This window comes from Roseateles paludis, assembly GCF_039872745.1.
GTDB lineage: Bacteria > Pseudomonadota > Gammaproteobacteria > Burkholderiales > Burkholderiaceae_C > Pelomonas > Pelomonas paludis.
In genome coordinates this window covers 319426-343496 of sequence record NZ_JBDPZD010000004.1, presented here as the reverse complement: position 1 = coordinate 343496, position 24071 = coordinate 319426, and the positions used below count along the sequence as shown (strand labels likewise).

The 24071-nt window shown below is 66.5% G+C and carries 16 protein-coding genes and 4 tRNA genes; 19 read left to right on the top strand and 1 reads right to left on the bottom strand.

Annotated features, from left to right (window positions below; all coding sequences use genetic code 11):
• Positions 1-19: 19 nt before the first annotated feature.
• The 10 genes from ABDJ85_RS15415 to ABDJ85_RS15370 all read left to right on the top strand — a co-directional run bounded on the left by ABDJ85_RS15415 (position 20) and on the right by ABDJ85_RS15370 (position 11025).
• Positions 20-1138, top strand: coding sequence for an efflux RND transporter periplasmic adaptor subunit (locus ABDJ85_RS15415; protein WP_347705670.1), 1119 nt, complete (start codon positions 20-22; stop codon positions 1136-1138).
• Positions 1139-1150: 12 nt separating this feature from the next.
• A complete protein-coding gene (locus tag ABDJ85_RS15410; protein ID WP_347705669.1) occupies positions 1151-4456 on the top strand; it encodes an efflux RND transporter permease subunit in 3306 nt (1101 codons plus the stop codon).
• Positions 4457-4554: 98 nt separating this feature from the next.
• Positions 4555-4641: transfer RNA gene (locus tag ABDJ85_RS15405), tRNA-Leu, on the top strand.
• A gap of 32 nt (positions 4642-4673) precedes the next feature.
• On the top strand, positions 4674-5987 hold the full coding sequence (gene tig / locus ABDJ85_RS15400; RefSeq protein ID WP_347705668.1) for a trigger factor: 1314 nt from the start codon (positions 4674-4676) through the stop codon (positions 5985-5987).
• Positions 5988-6093: 106 nt separating this feature from the next.
• Positions 6094-6702 carry an ATP-dependent Clp endopeptidase proteolytic subunit ClpP gene (clpP, locus tag ABDJ85_RS15395; RefSeq protein ID WP_347705667.1) on the top strand — a complete coding sequence of 203 codons (609 nt, stop codon included), beginning with the start codon at positions 6094-6096 and terminating at the stop codon, positions 6700-6702.
• A 144-nt stretch (positions 6703-6846) separates the two neighbouring features.
• A complete protein-coding gene (gene clpX / locus ABDJ85_RS15390) occupies positions 6847-8124 on the top strand; it encodes an ATP-dependent Clp protease ATP-binding subunit ClpX (RefSeq protein ID WP_347705666.1) in 1278 nt (425 codons plus the stop codon).
• A 74-nt stretch (positions 8125-8198) separates the two neighbouring features.
• Positions 8199-10610: an endopeptidase La gene (lon, locus tag ABDJ85_RS15385; protein ID WP_347705665.1), complete on the top strand. Its 2412-nt coding sequence runs from the start codon at positions 8199-8201 to the stop codon at positions 10608-10610.
• 90 nt (positions 10611-10700) lie between these two features.
• A tRNA-Gly gene (locus ABDJ85_RS15380) sits at positions 10701-10776 on the top strand.
• 85 nt (positions 10777-10861) lie between these two features.
• A tRNA-Cys gene (locus ABDJ85_RS15375) sits at positions 10862-10935 on the top strand.
• Between the two features lie 14 nt (positions 10936-10949).
• Positions 10950-11025: transfer RNA gene (locus ABDJ85_RS15370), tRNA-Gly, on the top strand.
• Positions 11026-11454: 429 nt separating this feature from the next.
• Here ABDJ85_RS15370 and ABDJ85_RS15365 read toward each other — a convergent pair.
• Entirely contained in the window at positions 11455-11958 is a 504-nt protein-coding gene (locus ABDJ85_RS15365; RefSeq protein ID WP_347705664.1) for a MarR family winged helix-turn-helix transcriptional regulator, read from the bottom strand.
• Positions 11959-12081: 123 nt separating this feature from the next.
• On the opposite strand from ABDJ85_RS15365, the gene ABDJ85_RS15360 reads away from it, so the two are divergent.
• The 9 genes from ABDJ85_RS15360 to ABDJ85_RS15320 all read left to right on the top strand — a co-directional run bounded on the left by ABDJ85_RS15360 (position 12082) and on the right by ABDJ85_RS15320 (position 24053).
• Positions 12082-12858: an amino acid ABC transporter ATP-binding protein gene (locus ABDJ85_RS15360; protein WP_430765556.1), complete on the top strand. Its 777-nt coding sequence runs from the start codon at positions 12082-12084 to the stop codon at positions 12856-12858.
• On the top strand, positions 12858-14006 hold the full coding sequence (locus tag ABDJ85_RS15355; RefSeq protein WP_347705663.1) for a 2-hydroxyacyl-CoA dehydratase: 1149 nt from the start codon (positions 12858-12860) through the stop codon (positions 14004-14006). The genes ABDJ85_RS15360 and ABDJ85_RS15355 overlap by 1 nt, the downstream gene beginning before the upstream one ends.
• Positions 14003-15274: a 2-hydroxyacyl-CoA dehydratase subunit D gene (locus ABDJ85_RS15350; protein WP_347705662.1), complete on the top strand. Its 1272-nt coding sequence runs from the start codon at positions 14003-14005 to the stop codon at positions 15272-15274. Before ABDJ85_RS15355 ends, ABDJ85_RS15350 begins: the two co-directional genes overlap by 4 nt.
• Complete coding sequence (locus ABDJ85_RS15345; protein ID WP_347705661.1) at positions 15271-16404, top strand: CapA family protein; 1134 nt, start codon at positions 15271-15273, stop codon at positions 16402-16404. The genes ABDJ85_RS15350 and ABDJ85_RS15345 overlap by 4 nt, the downstream gene beginning before the upstream one ends.
• Before the next feature lie 17 nt (positions 16405-16421).
• A complete protein-coding gene (locus ABDJ85_RS15340) occupies positions 16422-17675 on the top strand; it encodes a CaiB/BaiF CoA transferase family protein (RefSeq protein WP_347705660.1) in 1254 nt (417 codons plus the stop codon).
• Positions 17676-17686: 11 nt separating this feature from the next.
• Positions 17687-18562 carry a transporter substrate-binding domain-containing protein gene (locus tag ABDJ85_RS15335; protein ID WP_347705659.1) on the top strand — a complete coding sequence of 292 codons (876 nt, stop codon included), beginning with the start codon at positions 17687-17689 and terminating at the stop codon, positions 18560-18562.
• 11 nt (positions 18563-18573) lie between these two features.
• Complete coding sequence (locus tag ABDJ85_RS15330) at positions 18574-19503, top strand: amino acid ABC transporter permease (protein WP_347705658.1); 930 nt, start codon at positions 18574-18576, stop codon at positions 19501-19503.
• Positions 19500-21257: a CocE/NonD family hydrolase gene (locus ABDJ85_RS15325; protein WP_347705657.1), complete on the top strand. Its 1758-nt coding sequence runs from the start codon at positions 19500-19502 to the stop codon at positions 21255-21257. The genes ABDJ85_RS15330 and ABDJ85_RS15325 overlap by 4 nt, the downstream gene beginning before the upstream one ends.
• Before the next feature lie 81 nt (positions 21258-21338).
• Positions 21339-24053 (top strand): TonB-dependent receptor plug domain-containing protein, encoded by a 2715-nt coding sequence (locus ABDJ85_RS15320; RefSeq protein ID WP_347705656.1) that lies wholly within the window; start codon positions 21339-21341, stop codon positions 24051-24053.
• The last annotated feature ends 18 nt before the right edge of the window (positions 24054-24071 follow it).

Below are 24071 nucleotides of genomic sequence, written 5' to 3'. Positions count from 1 at the left end.
CGAGACGACAAGGTCGCGCATGCAAAGTTTCAAGATTGTGCTGGTCCTGCTGGCTGCCGCCATCCTGGCAGCTTGCGGCAAGCCGCCAGCCCAGCCCGAGCCCCTGCGGGCCGTTCGGACCGTGGTGGTCGCGTCGGGCATGGCCGCGCAGTCCCATGAGTATGCGGCCGAGGTGCGGGCGCGTATCGAGTCGCGGCTGGCCTTCCGGGTGCCGGGCAAGCTGCTGCAGCGCGAGGTCAACCTGGGCGACAGCGTGAAAGCGGGCCAGGTGCTGGCGCGCATCGACAGCAAGGACCTGGTCCTCGCCCGTGGGGCTGCCGAGGCCGCCGTGGCCGCCGCCCGTACCGGGCGCGATCAAGCCGGGGCTGACTACAAGCGCTTCGTCGAGTTGCAGCAAAAGGGCTTCATCTCGGCTGCCGAGCTGGAGCGGCGTGACAGTGCCTTCAAGGCCGCCCAGGCCCAGCTCGACCAGGCGCGGGCGCAGGCCGATGCCCAGGTCAACCAGGCCGCCTATGCGCAGTTGGTGGCCGACGTCGCCGGCGTGGTGACCGGCGTGGAGGCTGAACCCGGCATGGTGCTGCCAGCCGGCCAGCCGGTGCTGCGCGTGGCGCTGGATGGCCCGCGCGACGTGGTGTTCTCGGTGCCCGAGGACCGGGTGGCCCAACTGCGGGCCGTGGCCAGCCGGCCCGGCGCGCTCAAGGTTCGTCTCTGGGGCCGTGACGACGCGGTGCCCGTGCAATTGCGCGAGGTCGCGGCGGCGGCCGATCCGGTGACGCGCACGTTTCTTGTGAAGGCCGACCTGGGCCGCGTTGAGGCCAAGCTGGGACAGACCGCCACGGTGGTGCTGGACCTGCCGGCGGCGGACGACGTGATCAAGCTGCCGACGACGGCGCTGACCGAGCAGGGCGGCAAGTCCGTGGTCTGGGTGCTGGACCCTTCCAGCATGACGGTCAATGCCGTGCCCGTGCAGCCCGCCGGTGCCGATGGCAATGATGTGGTGATTGCCGCTGGCCTGAGCAAGGGCCAGGAAGTGGTGGTGGCCGGTGTGCACACGCTGTCGCCGGGGCAGAAGGTCAAGCGCTATCAGCCGCCACGCGCTGCTGCGCCTGCACCGGCCGCGCCCGCAGCCTCGCACTGACCGGGGCCACGCATGATCCAGGACGACGAATCCACGGGCTTCAACCTGTCCCGGTGGGCGCTGGAGCACCCGGCGCTGACGCGCTACCTGATGGTGGTGCTGATGCTGATGGGCTTTGCCGCCTATTTCCAGCTCGGGCAGGACGAGGACCCGCCGTTCACCTTCCGGGCGATGGTGGTGCAGGCCTTCTGGCCGGGCGCCACGGCCCAGCAGGTGGCCGACCAGGTCACCGACAAGATCGAGAAGACGCTGCAGGAGGTGAACCACGCGGACAAGATCCGTTCGTACACCAAGCCGGGTGAGTCGCTCACCATCTTCCTGCTGAAGGACAACACGCCGCCCAAGGAAGTGCCGGACGCCTGGTACCAGGTGCGCAAGAAGATCGGCGACATGCGGCCCACGCTGCCGCAGGGCGTGATCGGGCCTTTCTTCAACGACGAGTTCGGCGATGTCTACGGCACCATCTACGCGCTGGCCGCCGACGGCTTCAGCCAGGAAGAATTGCGCGAGCAGGCCGACCGGGTCCGCCAGGTGCTGCTGCAGGTCAAGGACGTGGCCAAGGTCGAGATCTTTGGTGCTCAGGCCGAGAAGGTCTTCATCGAGATCTCGCACAAGCGCCTGGCCCAGATGGGCCTGGACTTCAACCAGGTAATTGGCCAGCTCAACGCCCAGAACGCGGTGGAGGGGGCGGGTGTGCTGAATGCCGGCACGGCCAACCTGCAGGTGCGCGTCCAGGGGCAGTTCAACTCGGTCCAGGCGCTGGAGGAGTTCCCGATCCGCGCCGTGAACCCCGCAACGGGCAGCTTCAGCAGCCTGCGCCTGGGCGACATCGCCACCATCCATCGCGCCTACGTGGACCCACCGGCCGTCATGGTGCGCCACCAAGGCAAGCAGGTGCTGGCACTGGGCGTCTCGATGGCCAAGGGCGGGGACATCATCGCCATGGGCAAGGCCTTGGCAGACGCGACCAAGGCCATCGAGGCCGAGCTGCCGGCCGGCATCCGGCTCGACAAGATCCAGGATCAGCCCAAGGCCGTGACCACCTCGGTCGGCGAGTTCGTGCACGTGCTGATCGAGGCCGTGGTGGTGGTGCTGGCGGTGAGCTTCCTGAGCCTGGGCCTGCACATGCGGCCGGGCTTCAAGTTCAGCATCGACGTCTGGCCTGGCCTGGTGGTGGGCATCACCATCCCGCTGGTGCTGGCGATCACCTTCGTGACCATGCTCTATTGGGGCGTGGGCCTGCACAAGATCTCGCTGGGCTCGCTGATCATTGCGCTCGGGCTGCTGGTGGACGACGCCATCATTGCCGTCGAGATGATGGTGCGCAAGCTGGAGGAGGGCTATGACAAGCTCCGCGCCGCCACCTTTGCCTACGACGTGACGGCCATGCCGATGCTGACGGGCACCTTGATCACGGCCGTCGGCTTCCTGCCCATTGGCTTGGCGCGCTCGACGGTGGGTGAATACACCTTCGCCATCTTTGCCGTCACGGCGGCGGCGCTGGTGATCTCGTGGTTCGTGTCGGTCTACTTCGTGCCCTATCTGGGCGCCTTGCTGCTGCGCACACGGCCGCACGCGGAAGGGCAGCCGCACGAGATCTTCGACACACCCTTCTATGCCCGCTTTCGCCGACTGGTCGCCTGGTGCGTGGTGCACCGCTGGAAGACCATCGGCATCACGGTGCTGATCTTCCTGCTGGGCCTGGCCGGCATGGGCAAGGTGCAGCAGCAGTTCTTCCCGGATTCGAGCCGGCCCGAGATCCTGGTCGACCTGTGGCTGCCCGAAGGGTCCACCATCCAGGAGACCGACCGCCTGGCCCGCCGCTTCGAGGCGCGCATGCTTCAGGAGCCCAGCCTGCAATCCGTCAGCACCTGGGTGGGCTCGGGCGTGCCGCGTTTCTATCTGCCGCTGGACCAGATCTTTCCGCAGGTCAATGTGGCGCAGAGCATCCTGCTACCCAAGTCGCTGGCCGAGCGCGAGGCCCTGCGCCAGCGCCTGCCGCAGATCCTGGCCGACGAGTTCCCCGAGGCACGCGGCCGCGCCAAGCTGCTGCCCAACGGCCCGCCCGTGCCCTACCCGGTGCAGTTCCGCGTGGTGGGGGCTGACCCGCAGGTGGTGCGCCAGTGGGCCGACCAGGCCAAGGGCATCCTGCGCACCAACCCGCACATGCGCGGGGTGAACGACAACTGGAACGAGTCCGTCAAGGTGCTGCGTCTGCTGGTGGACCAGGACAAGGCCCGCGCGCTCGGTGTCAGCAGCCAGAGCCTGGCGCAGGCGGCGCGCACGCTGCTGTCGGGCACGGTCATCGGCCAGTACCGCGAAGCCGACAAGCTGATCGACATCGTGCTGCGCCAGCCACTCGAAGAGCGCGAAGTCATCACAGACCTGGGCAATGCCTATGTGCCCACCGCCACTGGCCGTGCCGTCCCGCTGCTGCAGATTGCCAGGGTCAATTTCGAGTGGGAGCCCGGCGTGCTGTGGCGCGAAGGGCGCAACTACGCGGTGACCGTGCAGGGCGATGTGGCCGAGGGCATGCAGGGCGCGACCGTGACCCGCGAAGTCTGGCCGCAGCTTGAAGCGCTCAGCCAGAAGATGCCCAGCGGCTACCGGATGGAGATTGCCGGTGCCGTCGAAGAGAGCAGCAAGGGCCAGGGCTCGATTGCCGTGGGCGTGCCCATCATGCTGTTCATCACCTTCACCTTGCTGATGCTGCAGTTGCACAGCTTCAGCCGCGCGATGCTGGTCTTCCTGACCGGGCCGCTCGGGATTGCCGGTGTCGCTGCGGCCTTGCTGCTGCTCAATCGCCCCTTTGGCTTTGTGGCCCTGCTCGGCGTGATCGCGCTGATGGGCATGATCCAGCGCAACTCGGTGATCCTGATCGACCAGATCGAGCAGGACCGCGCCCGTGGCGTGCCGGATGCCGAGGCCATCATCGAGGCGGCGGTGCGGCGCTTCCGGCCCATCGTGCTGACGGCGGCGGCTGCCGTGCTGGCCATGATCCCGCTGTCGCGCAGCGTGTTCTGGGGCCCGATGGCCGTGGCCATCATGGGTGGCCTGGTCGTGGCGACGGTGTTGACCCTGCTGGCGCTGCCGGCCATGTATGCCGCCTGGTTCCGCGTCGGCAATCCGGGTGACGAGCCGCCGGACGCGATGCTGGACACCGAAGTCCTCGACGACGGCCCTGCCGGCCCGGCAGATGCCGCCTTTGCGCCGACCGTGTCGCAGGGTCTGGAGGTGACTGAGTCTCCCTGGCCCGAGGACGACTTGCCGGAGCCGCTGCCGGGCGACGCGCCGCCACGGCCCAGCCCGGCCGGCTGAGCCCGGCAAGGCTCGCTACAATCGCGGGTTTGCCGAATTGCCTACCGGCTCGCCGGGGTTGCTCTGTACCGAGCCTCCTCGGCAGTGCCTACCTTCTCGCGCGGGTGGCGAAATTGGTAGACGCACCAGGTTTAGGTCCTGACGCCTTCACGGGCGTGCCGGTTCGAGTCCGGCCCCGCGCACCACTCCATTCAACCGTTGTTCTGTAAGAGTCAACATGGCTGTCACCGTCGAAACCCTCGAAAAGCTCGAACGCCGCATCACCCTCACGGTGGCGGCCGCTGACATCAACAGCGAAGTCGAGTCCCGCCTCAAGAAGCTGGCGCGCACCGTCAAGGCCGACGGCTTCCGTCCCGGCAAGGTGCCGATGAACGTCGTGGCCCAGCGTTATGGCTACAACGTGCAGTACGAAGTGGTCAATGACAAGGTCGGCCAGGCCTTCTTCAGCGCTGCCAACGAAGCCAAGCTGCGCGTGGCCGGTATGCCCCGCATCGAGCAGAAGTCTGAAGCGCCCGAAGGCCAGATGGCTTTTGATGCGACCTTCGAGGTCTACCCGGAAGTCAAGATTGGTGATCTGAGCCAGGCCGAGGTCGAGCGCATCGCCAGCGAAGTGACCGAAGAGGCCATCGACAAGACCGTCGAGATCCTGCGCAAGCAGCGCCGCAGCTTCGCCCAGCGCGCAGCGGCTGATGTGGCCCAAGCCGGTGATCGGGTCACCATCGACTTCGAAGGCAAGATCGACGGCGAGCCTTTTGAAGGCGGCAAGGCCGAAGGCTTCCAGTTCCTGATCGGCGAAGGCCAGATGCTGGAGCAGTTCGACGCCGCCGTGCGTGGCATGAAGTTGGGCGAGTCCAAGACCTTCCCGCTGCAGTTCCCCGAGGACTATCACGGCAAGGACGTGGCCGGCAAGGAAGCCGACTTCCTGGTCACCGTCAAGAAGATCGAAGCCCAGCACCTGCCCGAAGTGAACGAGGCCTTTGCCAAGGCCCTGGGCATCAAGGAGGCGACCATTGAAGGCCTGCGCGCCGACATCAAGAAGAACCTCGAGCGCGAGATCAAGTTCCGCGTGCTGGCGCGCAACAAGAGCGCTGCCATGGAGGCGCTGATCAAGGTGGCCGAGCTCGATGTGCCCAATGCCCTGGTCGAGAACGAGGCCCAGCGCATGGTGGGCCAGGCCCGCGAAGACCTGAAGAAGCGCGGCGTCAAGGATGCCGACAAGGCTGAAATCCCGACCGACATCTTCAAGCCCCAGGCCGAGCGCCGCGTGCGCCTGGGCCTGATCGTGGGTGAACTGGTTCGCGCCAACAACCTCAATGCCAAGCCCGAGCAACTGCGTGCTCACATCGAAGAGCTGTCGCAGAGCTACGAGAAGCCCGCTGACGTGATGCGTTGGTACCTGGGTGACCGCGATCGCATGGCCGAGGTCGAAGGCGTCGTCGTCGAAAACAATGTGGCCGACTTCGTGTTGGCCAATGCCAAGGTCGTCGAGAAGGCCTTGCCTTTTGATGAACTGATGGCCAGCCAGGGTTAATCACCCCTTTTCCCGTGAAGGCGCCGCGCCGTGAGGCCCGGCGCCTTGCTTTTTGGCTCGCCATAATGGGGACATGACTCTCGTCCCCTCGTCGTCAAGGATCTGAATGAGCGCGCTCGACACCCGCAATCTGGGCATGGTGCCCATCGTCATCGAACAGTCCGGCCGCGGTGAACGCGCCTACGACATCTACTCGCGCCTGCTGCGCGAGCGCATCGTGTTCCTGGTTGGCCCGGTCAACGATGCGGTTGCCAACCTCGTCGTCGCGCAGTTGCTGTTCCTGGAGAGCGAGAACCCCGACAAGGAGATCTCGCTCTACATCAACAGCCCTGGTGGCAGCGTGTCGGCCGGCATGTCCATCTACGACACCATGCAGTTCATCAAGCCCGAGGTCTCGACCCTGTGCATGGGCATGGCCGCGAGCATGGGCGCCTTCCTGCTGGCCGCTGGCGCCAAGGGCAAGCGCTATTCGCTGCCCAATGCCAAGGTCATGATCCACCAGCCGCTGGGTGGCACGCAGGGCCAGGCCACGGACATCGAGATCCACGCGCGCGAGATCCTGAAGACCCGCGACGCGCTCAACCGCATCCTGGCCGAGCGCACCGGCCAGAGCCTTGAGAAGATCCAACTCGACACGGAGCGTGATTACTTCATGTCCGCCCCGGAAGCTCAGGAATACGGGCTGATCGATCAGGTGCTAGAACATCGTCCATGACGCGTGATCGCGGAGGCTGACCCTCCGAGTCAGGCGCTTTCCAGGCCCCTTCTTGCAGGAAGGTCGTGTGGGGGCTTTGGACTATCATCAACTCACGCGGTCCTGCACTGCGATTGGTTTTACGCGCGAAGGCGCCAAGGTTTCATGGCCGAGAAAAAAGGCAGCTCCAGCGAAAAGGTCCTCTACTGCTCGTTCTGCGGCAAGAGTCAGCACGAGGTCAAGAAGCTGATCGCGGGCCCCTCCGTCTTCATCTGCGACGAGTGCATCGAGCTGTGCAACGACATCGTGCGCGACGAGGTGGCTGCGCCCGTGCCGGCCACCGCCGCGCGGCAGACGCGCTCCGACCTGCCCACGCCGGGCGAGATCAAGTCCAGCCTTGATCAGTACGTGATTGGGCAAGAGCCTGCCAAGCGCACGCTGGCCGTGGCCGTCTACAACCACTACAAGCGCCTGCGCCACATGGCGAGCGCAAAGGACTCGGTGGAGCTCTCCAAGAGCAACATCCTGCTGATCGGGCCGACGGGTTCAGGCAAGACCTTGCTGGCGCAGACGCTGGCGCGCCTGCTCAATGTGCCCTTCGTGATCGCTGACGCCACCACGCTGACCGAGGCCGGTTACGTGGGCGAGGACGTCGAGAACATCATCCAGAAGCTGCTGCAGAACTGCAATTACGACGTCGAGCGTGCGCAGCGCGGCATCGTCTACATCGACGAAATCGACAAGATCTCGCGCAAGGCCGACAACCCGTCCATCACACGCGATGTGTCCGGCGAAGGTGTGCAACAGGCGCTGCTCAAGCTGGTCGAAGGCACCATGGCCAGCGTCCCACCCCAGGGCGGGCGCAAGCATCCCAATCAAGACTTCCTGCAGATCGACACGACCAACATCCTGTTCATCTGCGGTGGTGCGTTTGACGGCCTCGAGAAGGTCATCCAGAACCGCTCTGAAAAGTCGGGCATCGGCTTTGGTGCCACGGTCAAGAGCAAGTCGGAGCGCAAGGTGTCCGAGGTGTTCCGCGAGGTCGAGCCTGAGGACCTGATCAAGTTCGGCCTGATTCCGGAACTGGTCGGCCGCCTGCCGGTGGTCGCCACTCTGGGCGAACTGACCGAGGATGCACTGATCCAGATCCTGACCGAGCCCAAGAACGCGCTCGTCAAACAGTATCAGCAGCTGTTCCAGATGGACGGCGTCGAGCTTGAGATCCGCGTGTCGGCGCTCGGCGCGATTGCCCGCAAGGCGCTGGCCCGCAAGACGGGCGCGCGCGGCTTGCGTTCCATCATGGAGCAAGCCCTCATCGACACCATGTTTGACCTCCCGACGCTAGAGAGCGTCGAAAAGGTCGTGCTCGACGAGCACAACATCGACGATCCGTCGGCACGCCCCTTGCTGGTCTATCGCGAACAGGCGAAGGCCAGCGCCTGAGACCCACCATCTGGTGGCATTGACTTGCATTTGCCCTCTCAGGCCCTAGATGGGTTTGAGAAAGAGAGGTTCACATGTCCGGTCATACCGTACTTCCCGCCGAGCCCATCACGCTGCCGCTGCTGCCGCTGCGCGATGTGGTCGTGTTCCCCCACATGGTCATCCCGCTGTTTGTCGGGCGGCCCAAGTCCATCAAGGCGCTCGAAGCCGCCATGGAGGCTGGCCGGCAGATCATGCTCGTGGCCCAGAAGGCCGCCAGCAAGGACGAGCCCAAGGCCGAGGACATGTTCGAAGTGGGTTGCGTCTCCAGCATCCTGCAGATGCTCAAGCTCCCCGATGGCACCGTGAAGGTGCTCGTCGAGGGCGTGCAGCGCGCCAGGACTGAGCACATCGCTGACGGCGAACACTTCACCGCACGCGTCGTGCCGGTGCCGCCCGAGACCGAGCACCGCCCCGAGGTGGAGGCACTGCGCCGCGCGGTCACCCAGCAGTTTGATCAATACGTCAAACTCAACAAGAAGATCCCGCCCGAGATCCTGACCTCCATCGGTGGCATCGACGATGCCGGCCGCCTGGCCGACACCATTGCCGCTCACCTGCCGCTCAAGCTCGATGCCAAGCAGGCGGTGCTGGATCTGCCCGATGTTGGTCAGCGCCTTGAAAAGCTGCTCGACCTGCTCGAGCACGAGGTCGACATCCTGCAGGTGGAAAAGCGCATCCGTGGCCGCGTCAAGCGCCAGATGGAGAAGAGCCAGCGCGAGTACTACCTGAACGAGCAGGTCAAGGCCATCCAGAAGGAACTGGGCGATGGCGAAGAGGGCGCCGACCTCGAAGAGCTCGACAAGAAGATCAAGGCCGCCCGCATGCCCAAGGAGGCGCGCAAGAAGGCCGATGCCGAGCTCAAGAAGCTCAAGCTGATGTCGCCCATGTCGGCCGAGGCCACCGTGGTGCGCAACTACATCGACACCTTGGTCGGCCTGCCCTGGAGCAAGAAGACCAAGATCAAGCATGACCTCGCCAACGCCGAGGCTGTGCTGAACGAAGACCACTTTGGCCTTGAGAAGGTCAAGGAACGCATCCTCGAATACCTCGCGGTCCAGCAGCGCGTGGACAAGGTCAAGGCGCCCATCCTGTGCCTGGTCGGCCCTCCGGGCGTGGGCAAGACCTCGCTCGGCCAGAGTATCGCCCGTGCGACCGAGCGCAAGTTCGTGCGCATGGCCCTGGGCGGCGTGCGCGACGAAGCCGAGATTCGTGGCCACCGTCGCACCTACATCGGCTCCATGCCGGGCAAGGTGCTGCAGTCGTTGTCCAAGGTCGGCACGCGCAATCCGCTCTTCCTGCTCGACGAGATCGACAAGCTGGGCATGGACTTCCGCGGCGACCCGTCCTCGGCCCTGCTGGAAGTGCTCGACCCCGAGCAGAACCACACCTTCAGCGATCACTACGTCGAGGTCGATTTCGATCTGTCCGACGTGATGTTCGTCGCCACCTCCAATTCGATGAACATCCCGCCGGCCCTGCTGGACCGGATGGAAGTCATTCGCCTGTCGGGCTACACCGAAGACGAAAAGGTCAACATCGCCCAGCGCTATCTGCTGCCCAAGCAGCGCAAGAACAATGGCGTCAAGGACGAGGAGATGGACGTCGAGGAATCGGCGATCCGTGGCGTGATCCGCTACTACACCCGTGAAGCCGGCGTGCGTTCGTTGGAGCGCGAGCTCTCCAAGATCTGCCGCAAGGTGGTCAAGGGTGTTCAGCTCAAAACCTACGAGGGCAAGGTCGTCGTCAACGAGGACAACCTCAACGACTACCTTGGCGTGCGCAAGTTCGACTTCGGTCGCGCCGAGAAGAAGAACCAGGTCGGCCAGGTGGTCGGTCTGGCGTGGACCGAGGTGGGAGGCGATCTGCTCACCATCGAAGCCACGGCCATGCCTGGTAAGGGCAACATCATCCGCACCGGTTCGCTGGGCGACGTGATGAAGGAGTCGGTTGAGGCGGCACGCACCGTCGTGCGCTCACGGGCTCGCCTGCTGGGCATCAAGGACGAAGTCTTCGACAAGCGCGACGTCCACATCCACGTGCCCGATGGCGCCACGCCGAAGGACGGCCCGAGTGCCGGTATCGCCATGACCACCGCCTTCGTGTCGACCTTGACCGGTATTCCGGTCCGGGCCGATGTGGCGATGACTGGCGAGATCACCTTGCGCGGCGAAGTGACGGCGATTGGTGGCCTGAAGGAGAAGCTGCTTGCGGCCCACCGAGGCGGGATCAAGACCGTGATGATTCCTGAAGAGAACGTCAAGGACTTGCAGGACATTCCGGAGAACGTGAAGAACCAGCTTGAGATCGTTCCGGTGCGCTGGATCGACCGTGTGCTGGAAGTGGCTCTTGAGGCAGTGCCGACGCCGTTGCCGGATGAAGAAGTGCCGGTGGCTGCAGCCAAGGCCGAAGAGCTCGGTGCGTCCACAAAGACTATCCCGCACTGAGACAGCCTCTTGCCTGGAGCAAGAAAAATGGGCTACAATGAGAGCTTCTTTGGGTCGCTAGGAAGTATCTAGATGGCCTACTGAAACAAAGCGGGATTAGCTCAGTTGGTAGAGCGATACCTTGCCAAGGTATAGGTCGAGAGTTCGAGCCTCTTATCCCGCTCCACGTATCTCAAAGGGAAGCCCCGGCTTCCCTTTTTCGTCAAAGTCGTTGCGACTGATTTTGTTGGCGAGATTGAACGTTAGCCAGCGGCGCGATAGCAAAGCGGTTATGCCCCGGATTGCAAATCCGGTTAGTCCGGTTCGACTCCGGATCGCGCCTCCAAAAAATTGATCAATGCGGGATTAGCTCAGTTGGTAGAGCGATACCTTGCCAAGGTATAGGTCGAGAGTTCGAGCCTCTTATCCCGCTCCATTGCCCTACGGGAGGTCTGTTAGTTCAGACCTCCCGTTTTGCATTGGGCCGCCGTTGCCGGGGGTCTGCGCGATTAGACTGCGCGCTCTGCCCCGATGGTGAAACTGGTAGACACAGCGGACTTGAATCAATTTGAGCACCCTGCCGGGAAACCGCAGGCGTGAATCCCGTCAAACTCGGTGAAGCCCCTGGGCCCTTGGCCCGAGGTAATGCCGAGCCAAGCCCCGCAAGGGGAAGGTGTAGAGAGTGGACGGCGGGGGCCTACAGCGCGATGCGCCAGGGCCAAGGCGCACTCCAGACCCCAAACGCCTCAAGTGCGGCGGCGAAAGCCGTAGTGGGCAGGAAAATCCGCCGCTACCCGAGAGGGAGCGTGCCGGTTCGATTCCGGCTCGGGGCACCAGTGACAGGATCGATGCGCGTTTGCCGCGCTCAGGTCTCGCCGAAGTCGATCTGCACGTCGTCCATGTGCGCCGCCAGCAGCTTGCGCAGCAAGCGCGTCAGTTCCTGCTGTTCGGCCTCTTCCAACCCAGACAGCATCGAGGCGCTGTGACGGTCGATGCGTGCCCTGGCCGAGCGCCACACCTGCTGGCCGCTTTCGGTCAGGCGCAGCGTGTTGATGCGGCGGTCCGCATCGTGGTCACCGCGTGTGACGTAGCCGCGCGCCACCAAGTCTTGGATCAGGCCCGTCACCTGCGACTTGCGCATCAGCATCGCCTGCGCCAGCACGTTCTGCGAGACGCCCGAGTTGGCAGAGATCAGGCCTAGCATCGTGATCTGGCCGGTAGCAAAGCCGAGCTCGTCCACGTAGTCGCCCGACGACTGCAGCGCCACATTGCGCACCATGCGGCTCAGGTAGCCCAGGTTGTTCTCTAGCGCGCCGAGTTTGAGGCGGCGCTGCGGCGTCGCGTCCTTCACCGTCCGTCTGGTTGCCATCGTTGGGTCTGTCGTAGCGCCTGGGGAAATCCCGGGTCAGCAAAGCGCAATTTTGTCTTGAATTGAGCACCCATAACGTTCACAATTTAAACAGTTCAATTTTGTAACCACTTTGGAGTGAGCGTGACCCCGAGCCAGAGTGCCCTGAGTGTCGAGAGGCTGGTGAAGCGGTATGGGCAGGCCCTGGTGCTGGACCACGTCAGCCTGAGTGTGGCTGAGCGCGAAGTGGTTGCCTTGATCGGCCCTTCGGGTTCGGGCAAGTCGACCCTGGTGCGCTGCATCCACCAGCTCGTGCCCATCGAGGGCGGTGCCGTCTACGTGCACGGCGAGCTACAGGGATTTGAGCGCACCGACGGCGGCCTGCGGGCGCTGGGTCATCGCGCCATTGCCGCGCAGCGCCAGCGCATCGGCATGGTGTTCCAGCAGTTCAACCTCTTCCCGCACATGAGCGTGCTGCGCAATGTGATGGAAGGCCCTGTGCAGGTGCTGGGCGAGAGCCCGGAGCAGGCGAGGGCCTATGCCGAGCAGCTGCTGGACCGCGTGGGCTTGCTGGCCAAGAAGAACGCCTACCCACGGCAGTTGTCGGGCGGCCAGCAGCAGCGCGTGGCGATTGCGCGTGCATTGGCGATGCGGCCGCAGGCCATGTTGTTCGACGAACCCACCAGTGCGCTCGATCCCGAGCTGGTTGGCGAAGTGCTGGCCGTGGTGCGTGACCTGGCCAAGCAGGGCATGACGATGATCATCGTCACTCACGAGATCAACTTTGCCCGTGAGGTGGCCGACCGCATCGTCTTCATGGAGGCCGGCCGCATCGTCGAGCAAGGCCCGGCGCGTGAGACCCTGGCGGCGCCCAAGACCGAGCGTCTGCGTACCTTCCTGTCGCGTGGGGAGCGCTCGTGATGACGCACGCCGAATTCGCCCCGCTCGCTGCCGCCTATGCCGACCGCCTGGCCCTGCTGCGCAGCGCCAAGGCGGCTGGCAGCCGCGTGGTGGGCTACGTCGGCAACACCGTGCCGGTGGAGCTGATCCGCGCGGCGGGCTGCGTGCCATTGCGCATTGCGCCCTTGCCGATGCTCACGACGGTCGCCGATGTCTACATCGAGCCGATTGCCGACCCCGATGTCCGCTGGATCTTCGAGCTCTACTGCACCGGTGCGCTGGACGCGCTCGACCTGCTCGTCATCCCGCGCTCCACCGAGTCTCAGCACAAGCTCTTCCTGTCGATCCGCGAGGCCCTGCGCACGGGCGTCGTCAGCGCCGGCCCTGAGCTCTGGCTCTACGACATCCCGCATACCCAGCGCGCCAGCAGCGCTGCCTATGGCCTGGACCGCACGCGTGCGCTGGCGGACCGCCTCGGCACCTTGGTGGGTCAGCCGGTGTCCGATGCCCGCCTGCGGCACGCGATTGCCGAGGGCAACCAACGCCGCCAGTTGCTCGCGCAGTTGCAGGCGCAGCGCTGGACCGAGCCTTGCTCCGGCGCTGAAGGCCTGGTCGCCAGCAGCGCCTGGCGTTTCATGCATCCCGCCGAGGCGGAGCCCGCCTTGCTTCAGTGGTTGCACACCGGCGGCCCAGAGCGCTTGCCGACCGGGCCTGGCCTGCTGGTGCGCGGTGTGCCGCTGGAGCATTCGGCCCTGCACCGCCTGGTTGAGCAACTGGGCGCGCGCATCGTGGCCGAAGACGACGACTGGGGCGCGCGTGCCGGCGCGCCCTTGATCAGCACCGTGCTGCCGCCCCTGCAGGCCGTCTTCGAGTACTACTGGCGCGATGTGCCTTGCGTGCGCATCCAGCCGCCGGACGACCGCTGGTTCCATGCTGCCTTGCAGCAGCCGGCCGTCCAGGGCGTGATCTTCCATCTGCCCGAGCCGGACGACATCTACGGTTGGTCCTACCCCCCCGATGCCGCCATCGTGGCCCGCGCCGGTCTGCCGCACCTGGTGGTGCGCCATGACGTCCGCGACGAGCGCCACCTCGGCGCGATCCAGCGCGAGCTGCAGTCCTTCATCGAGTCGCTGCGGGCCAAGACGCCCGCGGCGCACAGCCCGACATGACTTCCCATTCCAACGACAAGCAACTCGCCTGCACGCTCGCGGCTGGCGAGAAGCAGAAGACCTGGTTCGCCGGCCTGCGCCGCGAGGTCTTCGAGGGCGGCCAGCCCTACGCCATCGTCAATGCCGACACCCCGCACGACCTCTTCCACGTGCTCGGCGTGCCGGTCGTCACCAACCAGTGGTGGGCGGCCGTCGTCGCGGCCAAGCGGCTCTCCGAGGAGTACCTGGATGCGATGAACGCCCAGGGCTACAACGAGAACCTCTGCAAGTACTGCAGCATCGGCCTGGCCACCAGCAAGGTCGATCTCGGCGAGCGGGCTCCTTGGGGCGGCCTGCCCAAGCCCGCACTGCTGTGCGCACGCCTCACCTGCGACTGCTCGCAGCGCATCTTCCAGCAGTGGGCCGACCAAACCGGCGCGCCCTTCTTCCCGCTCGAAGCGCCCGGCACCTCGGTGCTGCCCGCCAACTGGTGGGAGCTGTCTCGCCACCGCTGGGAAGAGCTGTGCGAGCCGCGCCGCCTCGACTTCGCGGTAGACGAGCTGAAGCAACTGATCACCGTGCTCGAAGGCATCGGTGGCCGGCGCTTTGACGCAGACGAGCTGCGCGTCTTCCTGCAGCGCGTCAACGAGCAGGAAGAGCAGTTCGAAGTCGTGCGCCAGCTCATCGCCACAGCGCCCAAGTGCCCCGTGCGCGTCACTGAGCAGATCACCAATGTCATGTCCACGCAGTGGCACCGGGGTAGCGAATGGGCGCTCAGCCATGCGCGGCGCTTCCGCGAGGAAGTTGAGGCCCGGGTCGATGCCGGCATCGCCGTGTGCGCCAATGAACGCAAGCGCCTGATGTGGATCGGCGCTGGCCTCTGGCACAACACCGCGTTTTACAACGCCTTCGAAGAGAGCCATGGCGCCGTCTTCGTCTGGAGCATGTACCTGCCCTTTGGGCCTGACTGGTACATCCGCTATGGCCTCGACGACCCGCTGCGCGCGCTGGCCAGCCGCGCGGTGACCATGAATGAGGTGCTGCACAACCCGCCTTATGCACCCTCGTGGATCGTGCGGGAGGCGCAGAAGAACCGCATCGACGGGGCCGTGATCCTGATGCCCAAGGGCAGCCGCCCGTCGGCCAGCGGCAAGCGCTTCATCGCCGCTGCGTTGGAGAAGGCTGGCATCCCCACCATGATGGTCGAGTCCGACATGGTTGATGGCCGTGGCTGGAACGCCGAAGCCGTGCACGCGGACATGGTCCGCTTCATTGAGGAGCGGCTGTGAGCAAACCTATCGACATCCTGATGGTCGGGGACATCATCCTCGACGAGCCCAACCCCGGCCCGCTGTTCGACCCGAGCCGCGCCACGCTCACCGCCGCTGATCTCGTGATCGGCCACGTCGAGGTGCCGCACACCCGCCGAGGCTCCGAGCAGAGCACCGACATCCCCGCGCCGCCTGCCGACCCGGACAACCTTTCTGCGCTGCCGGCGGCCGGCTTCCACGTCGCCACCCTGGCCGGCAACCACATCGCCGACGTCGGCCCCAATGGCATCGAGGACACCGTCGCCACGCTGCGCGGCCTCGGCCTGCAATGCACCGGCGCGGCCAACAACATCACTGCCGCGCGTGAGCCCGTCATCGTCGAGCGCGGTGGCAAGCGCTTCGGTGTGCTCAGCTACAACTGCGTCGGCCCGCGTGAATCCTGGGCCACCTCGCGCAAGGCCGGCTGTGCCTACGTCAAGGTGCTCACGCACTATGAGCTGGACTACGCCGCCCCGGGTGGCCCGCCCAACGTCTACACCTTCGCGGCGCCCGACAGCCTGGAGGCCATGCAGGACGACATCGCCGCGCTGCGCCAGCAGGTCGATGTGGTGCTCGTCGCTTTGCACAAGGGCATGGGCCACGTGCCCGCCAAGATCGAGATGTATGAGCGCAGCGTCAGCCGCGCCGCCATCGACGCCGGGGCCGACGTTGTCATCGGCCACCACGCCCACATCCTGCGGGGCGTCGAGCTTTATCGCGGCAAGCCCATCTATCACGGCCTCGGCAACTTCGTCTGCGTGACGCGCGCGCTCGCGGTGTCTGGCAACGACAGCCCTGAGCGCCTGGCCTGGGCCAAGCGGCGCCAGAAGCTGTTCGGCTTCGTGCCCGACCCGGCCATGCCGACCTACCCCTTCCACCCCGACAGCCGCAACACGCTGATCGCGCGCTGCCGCGTGCTGCCGGATGGGCAGCTCGAAGCCGGCCTCATCCCTTGCTACATCGACGCGCAGGCCCGCCCCGTGCCCGTGGCCCGCAACGCGGGCGGCGAGGGCGTGCTGGCCTACCTGCGCGACATCACCGAACAAGCCGGACTGCGCGTCCGCTACGAGTGGGACGGCGAGCAGAGCTTGCGCGTCCTGCCTGCCTGAAGATCCCGGAGCCTCCTTTGCGCATCAAAGACACCACCCAGCCCCGCCCGCTTGCCGGCATGACGGTGCTGGACCTGACCACCGCCCTGGCCGGGCCCTATGCCACGCTGCTGCTGGCCGGCCTGGGCGCACGCGTCATCAAGATCGAGAACCCCCGCTCGCCCGACACCGCGCGCAACAACGCGCCCTTTGTCGGCCGCGACGGCGTGGCCATGGTGCGCCGCCATGAGGACGACATGTCCCTGGCCATCATGGAGCGCGCCCGCAACAAGGAATCCATCACCCTCAACCTCAAGGACCCACGCGGCCGCGAGCTCTTCGAGCGCCTCGTCCAGCAGGCCGATGCCGTGGTCGAGAACTTCAGCGCCGGCACTGCCGACCGCCTGGGCGTGGGCTACACCCGCTGCGCCGAGCTCAACCCGCGCATCGTCTACACCTCCATCAGCGGCTTCGGCGCCAACATGGTCTCGCGCCAGAACCGTGCCATGGACACCATCGTGCAGGCCCTCTCCGGCCTGATGATGACCTCGGGCGAGGCCGACGCGCCGCCGCTGCGCGTGGGCGTGCCCTTTGGCGACCTCACCGCGCCGCTGTTCGCCGTCATCGGCACCCTGGCCGCCCTGATCCAGGCGCGCACCACGGGCCAGGGCCAGCACGTGGACGTGTCCCTGCTCGGCGCCATCACCGCGCTGGTGGCGGCCGAGCCTTTCGAGGTCATGCAGCGCACCGGCCAAGCCACGCGCACCGGCAACACCATGCCGCGCCTCGCGCCCTTCGGCATCTTCCCCACGCAGGACGGCCACATCGCCATCTGCGCGCCCACCGATGGCTTTACCACCTCGCTGTTCGAGGCCATGGGCTGCCCCGAGCTGGCGCAGGACACCCGCTTTGTCAGCCGTGACCAGCGCGTGCAGAACCACGAGGGCCTGCACGCCTTGATCGAGGCCTGGACCCGCAGCCTCAGCACCGATGAAGCCGTGGAGCGCCTGGAGCGCGCCGAAGTGCCCTCGGGCCGCGTGCGCGACCCCGGCCAGGCGGTGCGCGACCCGCGCCTCTTGGCGCGCGGCGAGACCGAGGTCATCGAGCACCCGACCTATGGCGCGGTCGAAGACATCATCGTCGGCGGTCTGCCCATCCGCATGACCGGCGCCTTTGCCGGCTTCGACAAGCCGGCGCCCGGCCTCGGCCAGCACAACGCCGACGTCTTCTCGCAGTTCCTCGGCCTCGATGCCGGGGCCATCGCCCGCTTGCGCGCCGAAGGCGTCGTCTGAGGCTGGTCACGATGCTGCGTCGCCTCCTTCCACTGCTGCTGGCCTGGCTGGCCCTGCCCGCCGGGGCCGAGCCCGCGCTGCCGCCGCTGGCCGCACCGGACCCCAGCGCGCCGCTCTACGCCAAGCTGCCGCCGGAGATCCGCCGTGCGGGGGTGCTGCGCTTCGTGGGTGACTCGCACCCGCCCTACCGCATCGTCAACGACCAGCGGCAGATTGCCGACGGCATCGAGCCTGACCTCGCGCGGCGCATCGAGCGCCTGATTGGCGTGCCCATCAAGCACCACGTGGTCAACAGTCTTTCGGCCACCATGGCCGGGCTGGAGGCGGGCCGCTACGACCTGGCCCTCGGGCCCGGCGTGGCCACGCTGGAGCGGCAGAAGCGCTTCGATGGCGTCAGCTGGCTCACCACGCGGCCGGCGTTTGTCTTCCCGTTGGACCGGGCGGCCCGCTACAGCCAGCCGCTGGACCTGTGCGGCAAGAAAATCTCCTACGTGGCCGGTAGCGTCAGCGAGCGCGTGACCAACCGGCTCAACGAGCGCTGCATCGCCGAGGGCCGCCCGCCGGCCCAGCACGTGGCCTTGGTGGACACCAATATGACCCTCGTCGCCACGCAGGCCGGCCGGGCCTCGGTGGCCGCCATGACCTTGAGCGCCGCGCTGCACGCGGTGCACATCAACCCCGATCGCTTCGGCATGTACAGCGACGCCAGCGGCTCCTTGGGGCGTGACCTGCTCAGCCTCTTCGTGCCCAAGCGCTCGGGCCTTGCGCCCGTGATCCATGAAGCGATGACCACCTTGATGCAGAGCGGCCAGTACGCCGAAGTGATGGAACGCTGGGGCGTGAGCGCCGTGGCCATCACCCAGTCGCAGATCAACGCCGCCAAATAAATGGCCCCGAGATGAGCACCCCCTCCCCAACTCCTCAGCCCCCCGACCAAGCCCACGCGCTGGACGACGTTGCCCTGGCCCGCCCGCGTCGCCGCGTGGGCCAGTGGGTGATGAACGTCATCGTCTTCGTGATCGGCGCGCAGGCGCTGCACTTCCTCATCACCAACCCGCGCTTCGAGTGGGAGGTGGTGCGTGAATTCATCTTCGCGCCCGCCGTGCTGCAGGGCCTGGGCGTGAGCGTCGTGCTCACGGCCGTGGGCATGAGCCTGGGCACCGTGCTCGGTACCGTGCTGGCGCTGATGCGCCTCGGGCGCTTTGCCACCGCGCGCGCCGTGGCGGGCTTCTACGTCTGGCTGTTCCGAGGCACGCCGGTGCTGATCCAGCTGCTGTTTTGGTACAACTTGGCGTACTTGGTGCCGCGCATCTCGCTGGGCGTGCCCTTCGGCCCCGAGCTGATCAGCTGGGACACCAATGACCTGATCACCCCCTTCATCGCCGCCGTGCTGGGCCTGGCGCTGAACGAGGCGGCCTACATGGCCGAGATCATGCGGTCGGGCATCCAGTCGGTGGACGCCGGCCAGCAGGACGCCGCCCGGGCGCTCGGCTTCACGCCCTGGCGCGCGTTCTGGCGCATCGTCTTCCCGCAGGCCATGCGCACCGTGCTGCCGCCGGCGGGCAGCCAGGTCATCGGCATGCTCAAGGGCACCTCGCTGGTCAGCGTGATCGCGATGACGGACCTGCTCTTTTCGGTGCAGACCATCTACAACCGCAACTTCAAGGTCGTGCCCCTGCTGCTGGTGGCGGTGTGCTGGTACCTGGCGGTGTTCACCGTGCTCACGCTGCTGCAGCGGCGGCTGGAGAGCCACTTCGGGCGCGGCCACGGGGCGGCGCCGGCCAAGGACGTTGAAGCTGAGGTTGCCGTTAAGGGAGCCCGTCCGTGAAGGCCCTGATCCTTGGTCTCGCGTTGCTCGCCGGCACGGCAGCTGCCGACGAGGCCAAGGTCTCGCGCCCGGGCCAGTACAGCGGCTACAGCCCGGCGCTCTACACCGAGCGGGTCACCAGCTCCTTCTACTTCAAGACCCGCGACGGCGTGCGCCTGGCGATGGACGTGCACCGCCCTGCGGTCAATGGCAAACCGGTGGAGCAGGCCTTCCCGGTGGTCTGGCAGCACTCGGTGGCGCGCCGCTTTGCGACCGACCAGAAGTTCTCCGGCGTCGCGCAGATGCCGCTGCTCACGCAGTACGGCTATGTCGTGGTCGAGGTGGACCGACGCGGCGCCGGTGCCTCCTTCGGCTCGCGCCGCGGCTACAACGACCGCACTGAAGCGCGCGACGCCTACGAGATCACCGAGTGGCTGGCGCGCCAGCCCTGGTCCACCGGCAAGGTGGGCGTCTACGGCTGCAGCAACACGGGCGATGCGGCCATGCACGCCGTCAGCCTGATGCCGCCCAGCCTCAAGGCGGTGTTCGCCGGCTGCTTCAGCTGGTCCAAGTACGACGGCTTCATGCGCGGCGGCATCCTGGCCAACTGGGGCTCGGGCGTGGACCGCACGTTTGAGGACGACCTCAAGAACCTGCCTGTCGATGGCGACGCGGACCGCACGCTGCTGCGCCAGGCCGCCGAAGACCACCGCACCAACACGCCGCTGGCCTCGCTGTGGCGCGGCATGCCCTACCGCGACAGCTGGTCTGACCTGGTGGGCACGCGCTTCTGGACGGAGGGCAGTTCGGGCACCTACCGCGCGGCGCTGGCCCGCTCGGGCGTGGCCTTCTACATTTTTGGTGGCTGGGAGGACGACTTCCGGCGCGAGGGCCTGGTGGCCATGGCCAACCTGGCCAGCAACCCGCGCAAGTACGTGATCGGGCCCTGGCAGCACTGCCGCAACCCGGGCTTTGATCTGCTGGTCGAGGCGCATCGCTTCTACGACCACTGGCTCAAGGGCGTCGACAACGGCGTGATGCAGGAGCCCACCTACACCTACTCGACGCAAGGCGCCGCCGAGGCTCCGCGCTGGCAGCAGTCCAGCCAATGGCCACCCGCCGCCAGCCGCTTGCAGGCGCTGCATCTGCGCGTGCCAGGGCAGGGCGCCGGCCTGCGGCTGGATGCGCGGGCCGAGACGAAGCAGGCCGCCAGCGTCAAGCTCGGCGTGGCCACCCCCATCGCCTGCCCGGCCGGCTGGTCGCCCCTGGCGCCCACCTGCCTGCAAAGCGACAACGGCCTGCGCTTCGAGGGCGAGGCGCTGGCGGCCGACGTCGAGATCACCGGCCACCCGCTGCTCAGGCTCTGGGTCTCGTCCACCGAGCCCGACCCGCATGTGTTTGCCTACCTGGAGGACGTGGACGCACAGGGCCGGGCCACGATGGTCACCGACGGCCGGCTCAAGGCCAGCCTGCGCGCCGTCAAGACACCGCCCTACGACTTCCTCGGCCTACCCTGGACGCGCAGCCTTGAAGAGGACCACCAACCGCTGCAGCCCGGTGTGCCAGTGGAGCTGAAGTTCGACCTGCTGCCGCTGTCGCACGTCTTCCGTGCCGGCCACCACTGGCGGTTGACCGTGACGGGCAGCGACCCGCGCGACCGCCGCCCCGTGCAGCAAGGCGCCCAACTGACGGTGCATGCCGATGTGCAGCACCCCTCGGCCCTGCAACTGCCGTTCGCCACAGCCCCGCCGGGCGGCCCGCGCGTTTCCCCCTGAAGCACTGATAACCCTGGGTGGCCCGCCGTGAGAAAGCACGGCGGGGGGCCGCCTGCATCCCAAAACTTGGAGACAGACCCCATGAAGACACATGTTTTTCGCAGCGCGCTGACCCCAGTGAGCGCGGCCGCCCTCCTGCTGATGGCCCACTCCGCCGTGTTGGCCCAAAACGCCAACGCCAGCGCCAACGCTGAGGCCGCTGCGGCGTCCGACGGTGACCAGAAGCTTGAAACCGTCGTGATCACCGGCAGCCGCATCCGCGGCATCGCGCCCGTCGGTGCCGTCGTCAACTCGCTGACGCGCGAGAACATCGAGACCTCCGGCGCCACCACCACCGCGCAGCTGGTGCAGCAACTGCCCCAGGTGTTCAACCTCGGCGTGTCCGAGAACTCGCGCGGCCAGCCTGGCGGCTCGACCAACATCACCTACGGCGCGTCCATCAACCTGCGCGGCATCGGCCCCTACGCGACCCTGGTGCTGGTCAACGGCCACCGCGTGGTGGGGCAGGGCACCACAGGCTCGGCGGTGGACCCGTCGATCCTCCCGACCCTGGCGCTGGACCGCGTCGAGATCGTGGCCGACGGCGCCTCGGCGCTCTACGGCTCGGATGCCATCGCCGGCGTGGCCAACCTCATCATGCGGCGCAATGAAAAGGGCGTGCAGGCCTATGCGCGCTTTGGCGTGGGTGACGCCTTCCACGAGCGCCAACTGGGCGGCCTGGCAGGCCTCCGCTGGGACGGCGGCAATGCCACCTTCACTTACGAGAAGACGCACCGTAGCGCGCTCAACGGGCGTGACCGCGACTTCTTCAAGGGTGACTTGACGTCGCAGGGCGGCGGCGACTTCCGCTCGACCCAGTGCTCGCCCGGCAACATCGTGATCTCCGGCGTCACCTACCCGATCCCAGCCAGTGGCATCACGGCGGCCAACGCAGCCAGCCTGGTGGCCGGTGCGCCCAACAAGTGCGACAACTTCAAGGTCGGAGACCTGCTGCCCGAGCAGCACCGCGACAGCTTCGCGATGACCGCAGAGCAGAAGTTTGGCGCCTACCGCCTCTTCGCCGACGTGATCGCCTCCAAGCGCGAGTACAGCATCCGCCCCTCGGCCTTCACGGCCAACCTGACGGTGCCGAGCACCAACCCCTTCTACGTGCGCCCGCCCGGCGCGCCAGCCGGCACGTCGGAGACGGTGACCTTCTCCTTCATCAACGATGTGCCGTTGAACACCGCCACCGGCAAGTCCAAGACCCTGGAAGCCACCGTCGGCCTGGAAGTGCCGCTGTGGGGCGACTGGCGCGGCTCCGGCCTCGTGACACGCGGCGAGAACCGTGACATCTCCACCAGCTATGGCGGTGTGGTCAATCCGGCCCTTGCCGCTGCATTGGCTGACAAGAACCCGGCCACCGCACTCAACGTCTTTGGCGGCCCCAACAACCCGACCACGATCAAGAACGTCTTCAACGGCATCTCCTTCGCGCCGGGCCACGTCACCTTCGACAACCTCGCCTTCAAGGCCGACGGCGCGGTGATGACCCTGCCGGGCGGCAAGATGCGCATGGCCCTGGGCCTGGAGGGGCAGGACATCACCACCGTGGGCGGCCAGACCTCGGGCACCTTCGCCAACCCAACGACGGGCGAGGTCACGCTCAAGCGCCGTGTGAAGTCGGCCTATGGCGAACTGGTGGTGCCCATCGTCGGCGCCAGCAATGCGATGCCTGGCATCCGCTCCCTGTCGCTCAGCCTCGCGGCCCGCAAGGACCACTACAGCGACGTCGGCAGCACCAGCAACCCCAAGCTGGGCATGACCTGGCAGCCGGTTGACTCCCTGAGCCTGCGCGGCAGCTACGGCGAGTCCTTCCGAGCGCCGGTGCTGACGCAGATCCGCGGCTTCACCAATGGCGGGCGCGGCGGCCTGTTCGTGCAGAACTACTCCGACCCGACCATCAACGGCGCACTGCGCGTTGGCGTGGCGCTGTCGGCCGCCAACTACGACTTGAAGCCCGAGTCCGCCAAGACCAAGACCCTGGGCTTTGACTGGAAGCCCGCCATCGGCACTGGCACCAAGCTCAGTGCCACCTGGTTCGACATTAACTACGACAACCAGATCGTGGGCGCTCTGGCGGACCTGACCATCCTGAACCGCGAGTCGACCTTTGCAGGCACGCCCATCATCCAGCGCAACCCCTCGCCAGAGCTGGTGGCGCAGCTGCTGGCCACCTACCCGGTGGCCGGTGTGCCGCCCGCCACCTGGACGCTGTTCGTCGATGGTCGCCAGTTCAACGTCGGTCGCTCCAAGACCCAGGGCTTTGACTTCGAGGCCTCCACGCGCTTCAACGACACCAAGCTGGGTGACTTCCTCGTGGGCGTGAACGGCACGGTCTTCACCAAGCACCAGATGGCGCAGACGCCGGCCGGTGCCCTGACCGACCAGCTGAACACCATCTACAACCCGATGAAGTTCAAGTCGCGCTTCATGGCCAACTGGGCCTACGGTGCCTTCCAGACCAACCTGACCTTCGCCTACATCAACGGCTACAAGAACAACCTGGCCAACCCGGTGCAAAACGTGGCGTCCATCGTCACCACCGACCTGCGCGTGGCCTATGCCTTTGAGACCGACGGCCCGATGGGCTTGCTCAAGGACGCCACGGTGGCCATCGGCGCCATCAACCTGTTCAACAAGAAGCCGCCCTTTGTCAACGTCGCCCAGAGCCCCAACGGCGGCGGTGGCTTTGACCCGACGCTGACCAGCCCTGTGGGCCGCGTGGTGTCGATCTCGCTGGACAAGCGCTTCTAAGCTGTCCGCCTCAAAAAC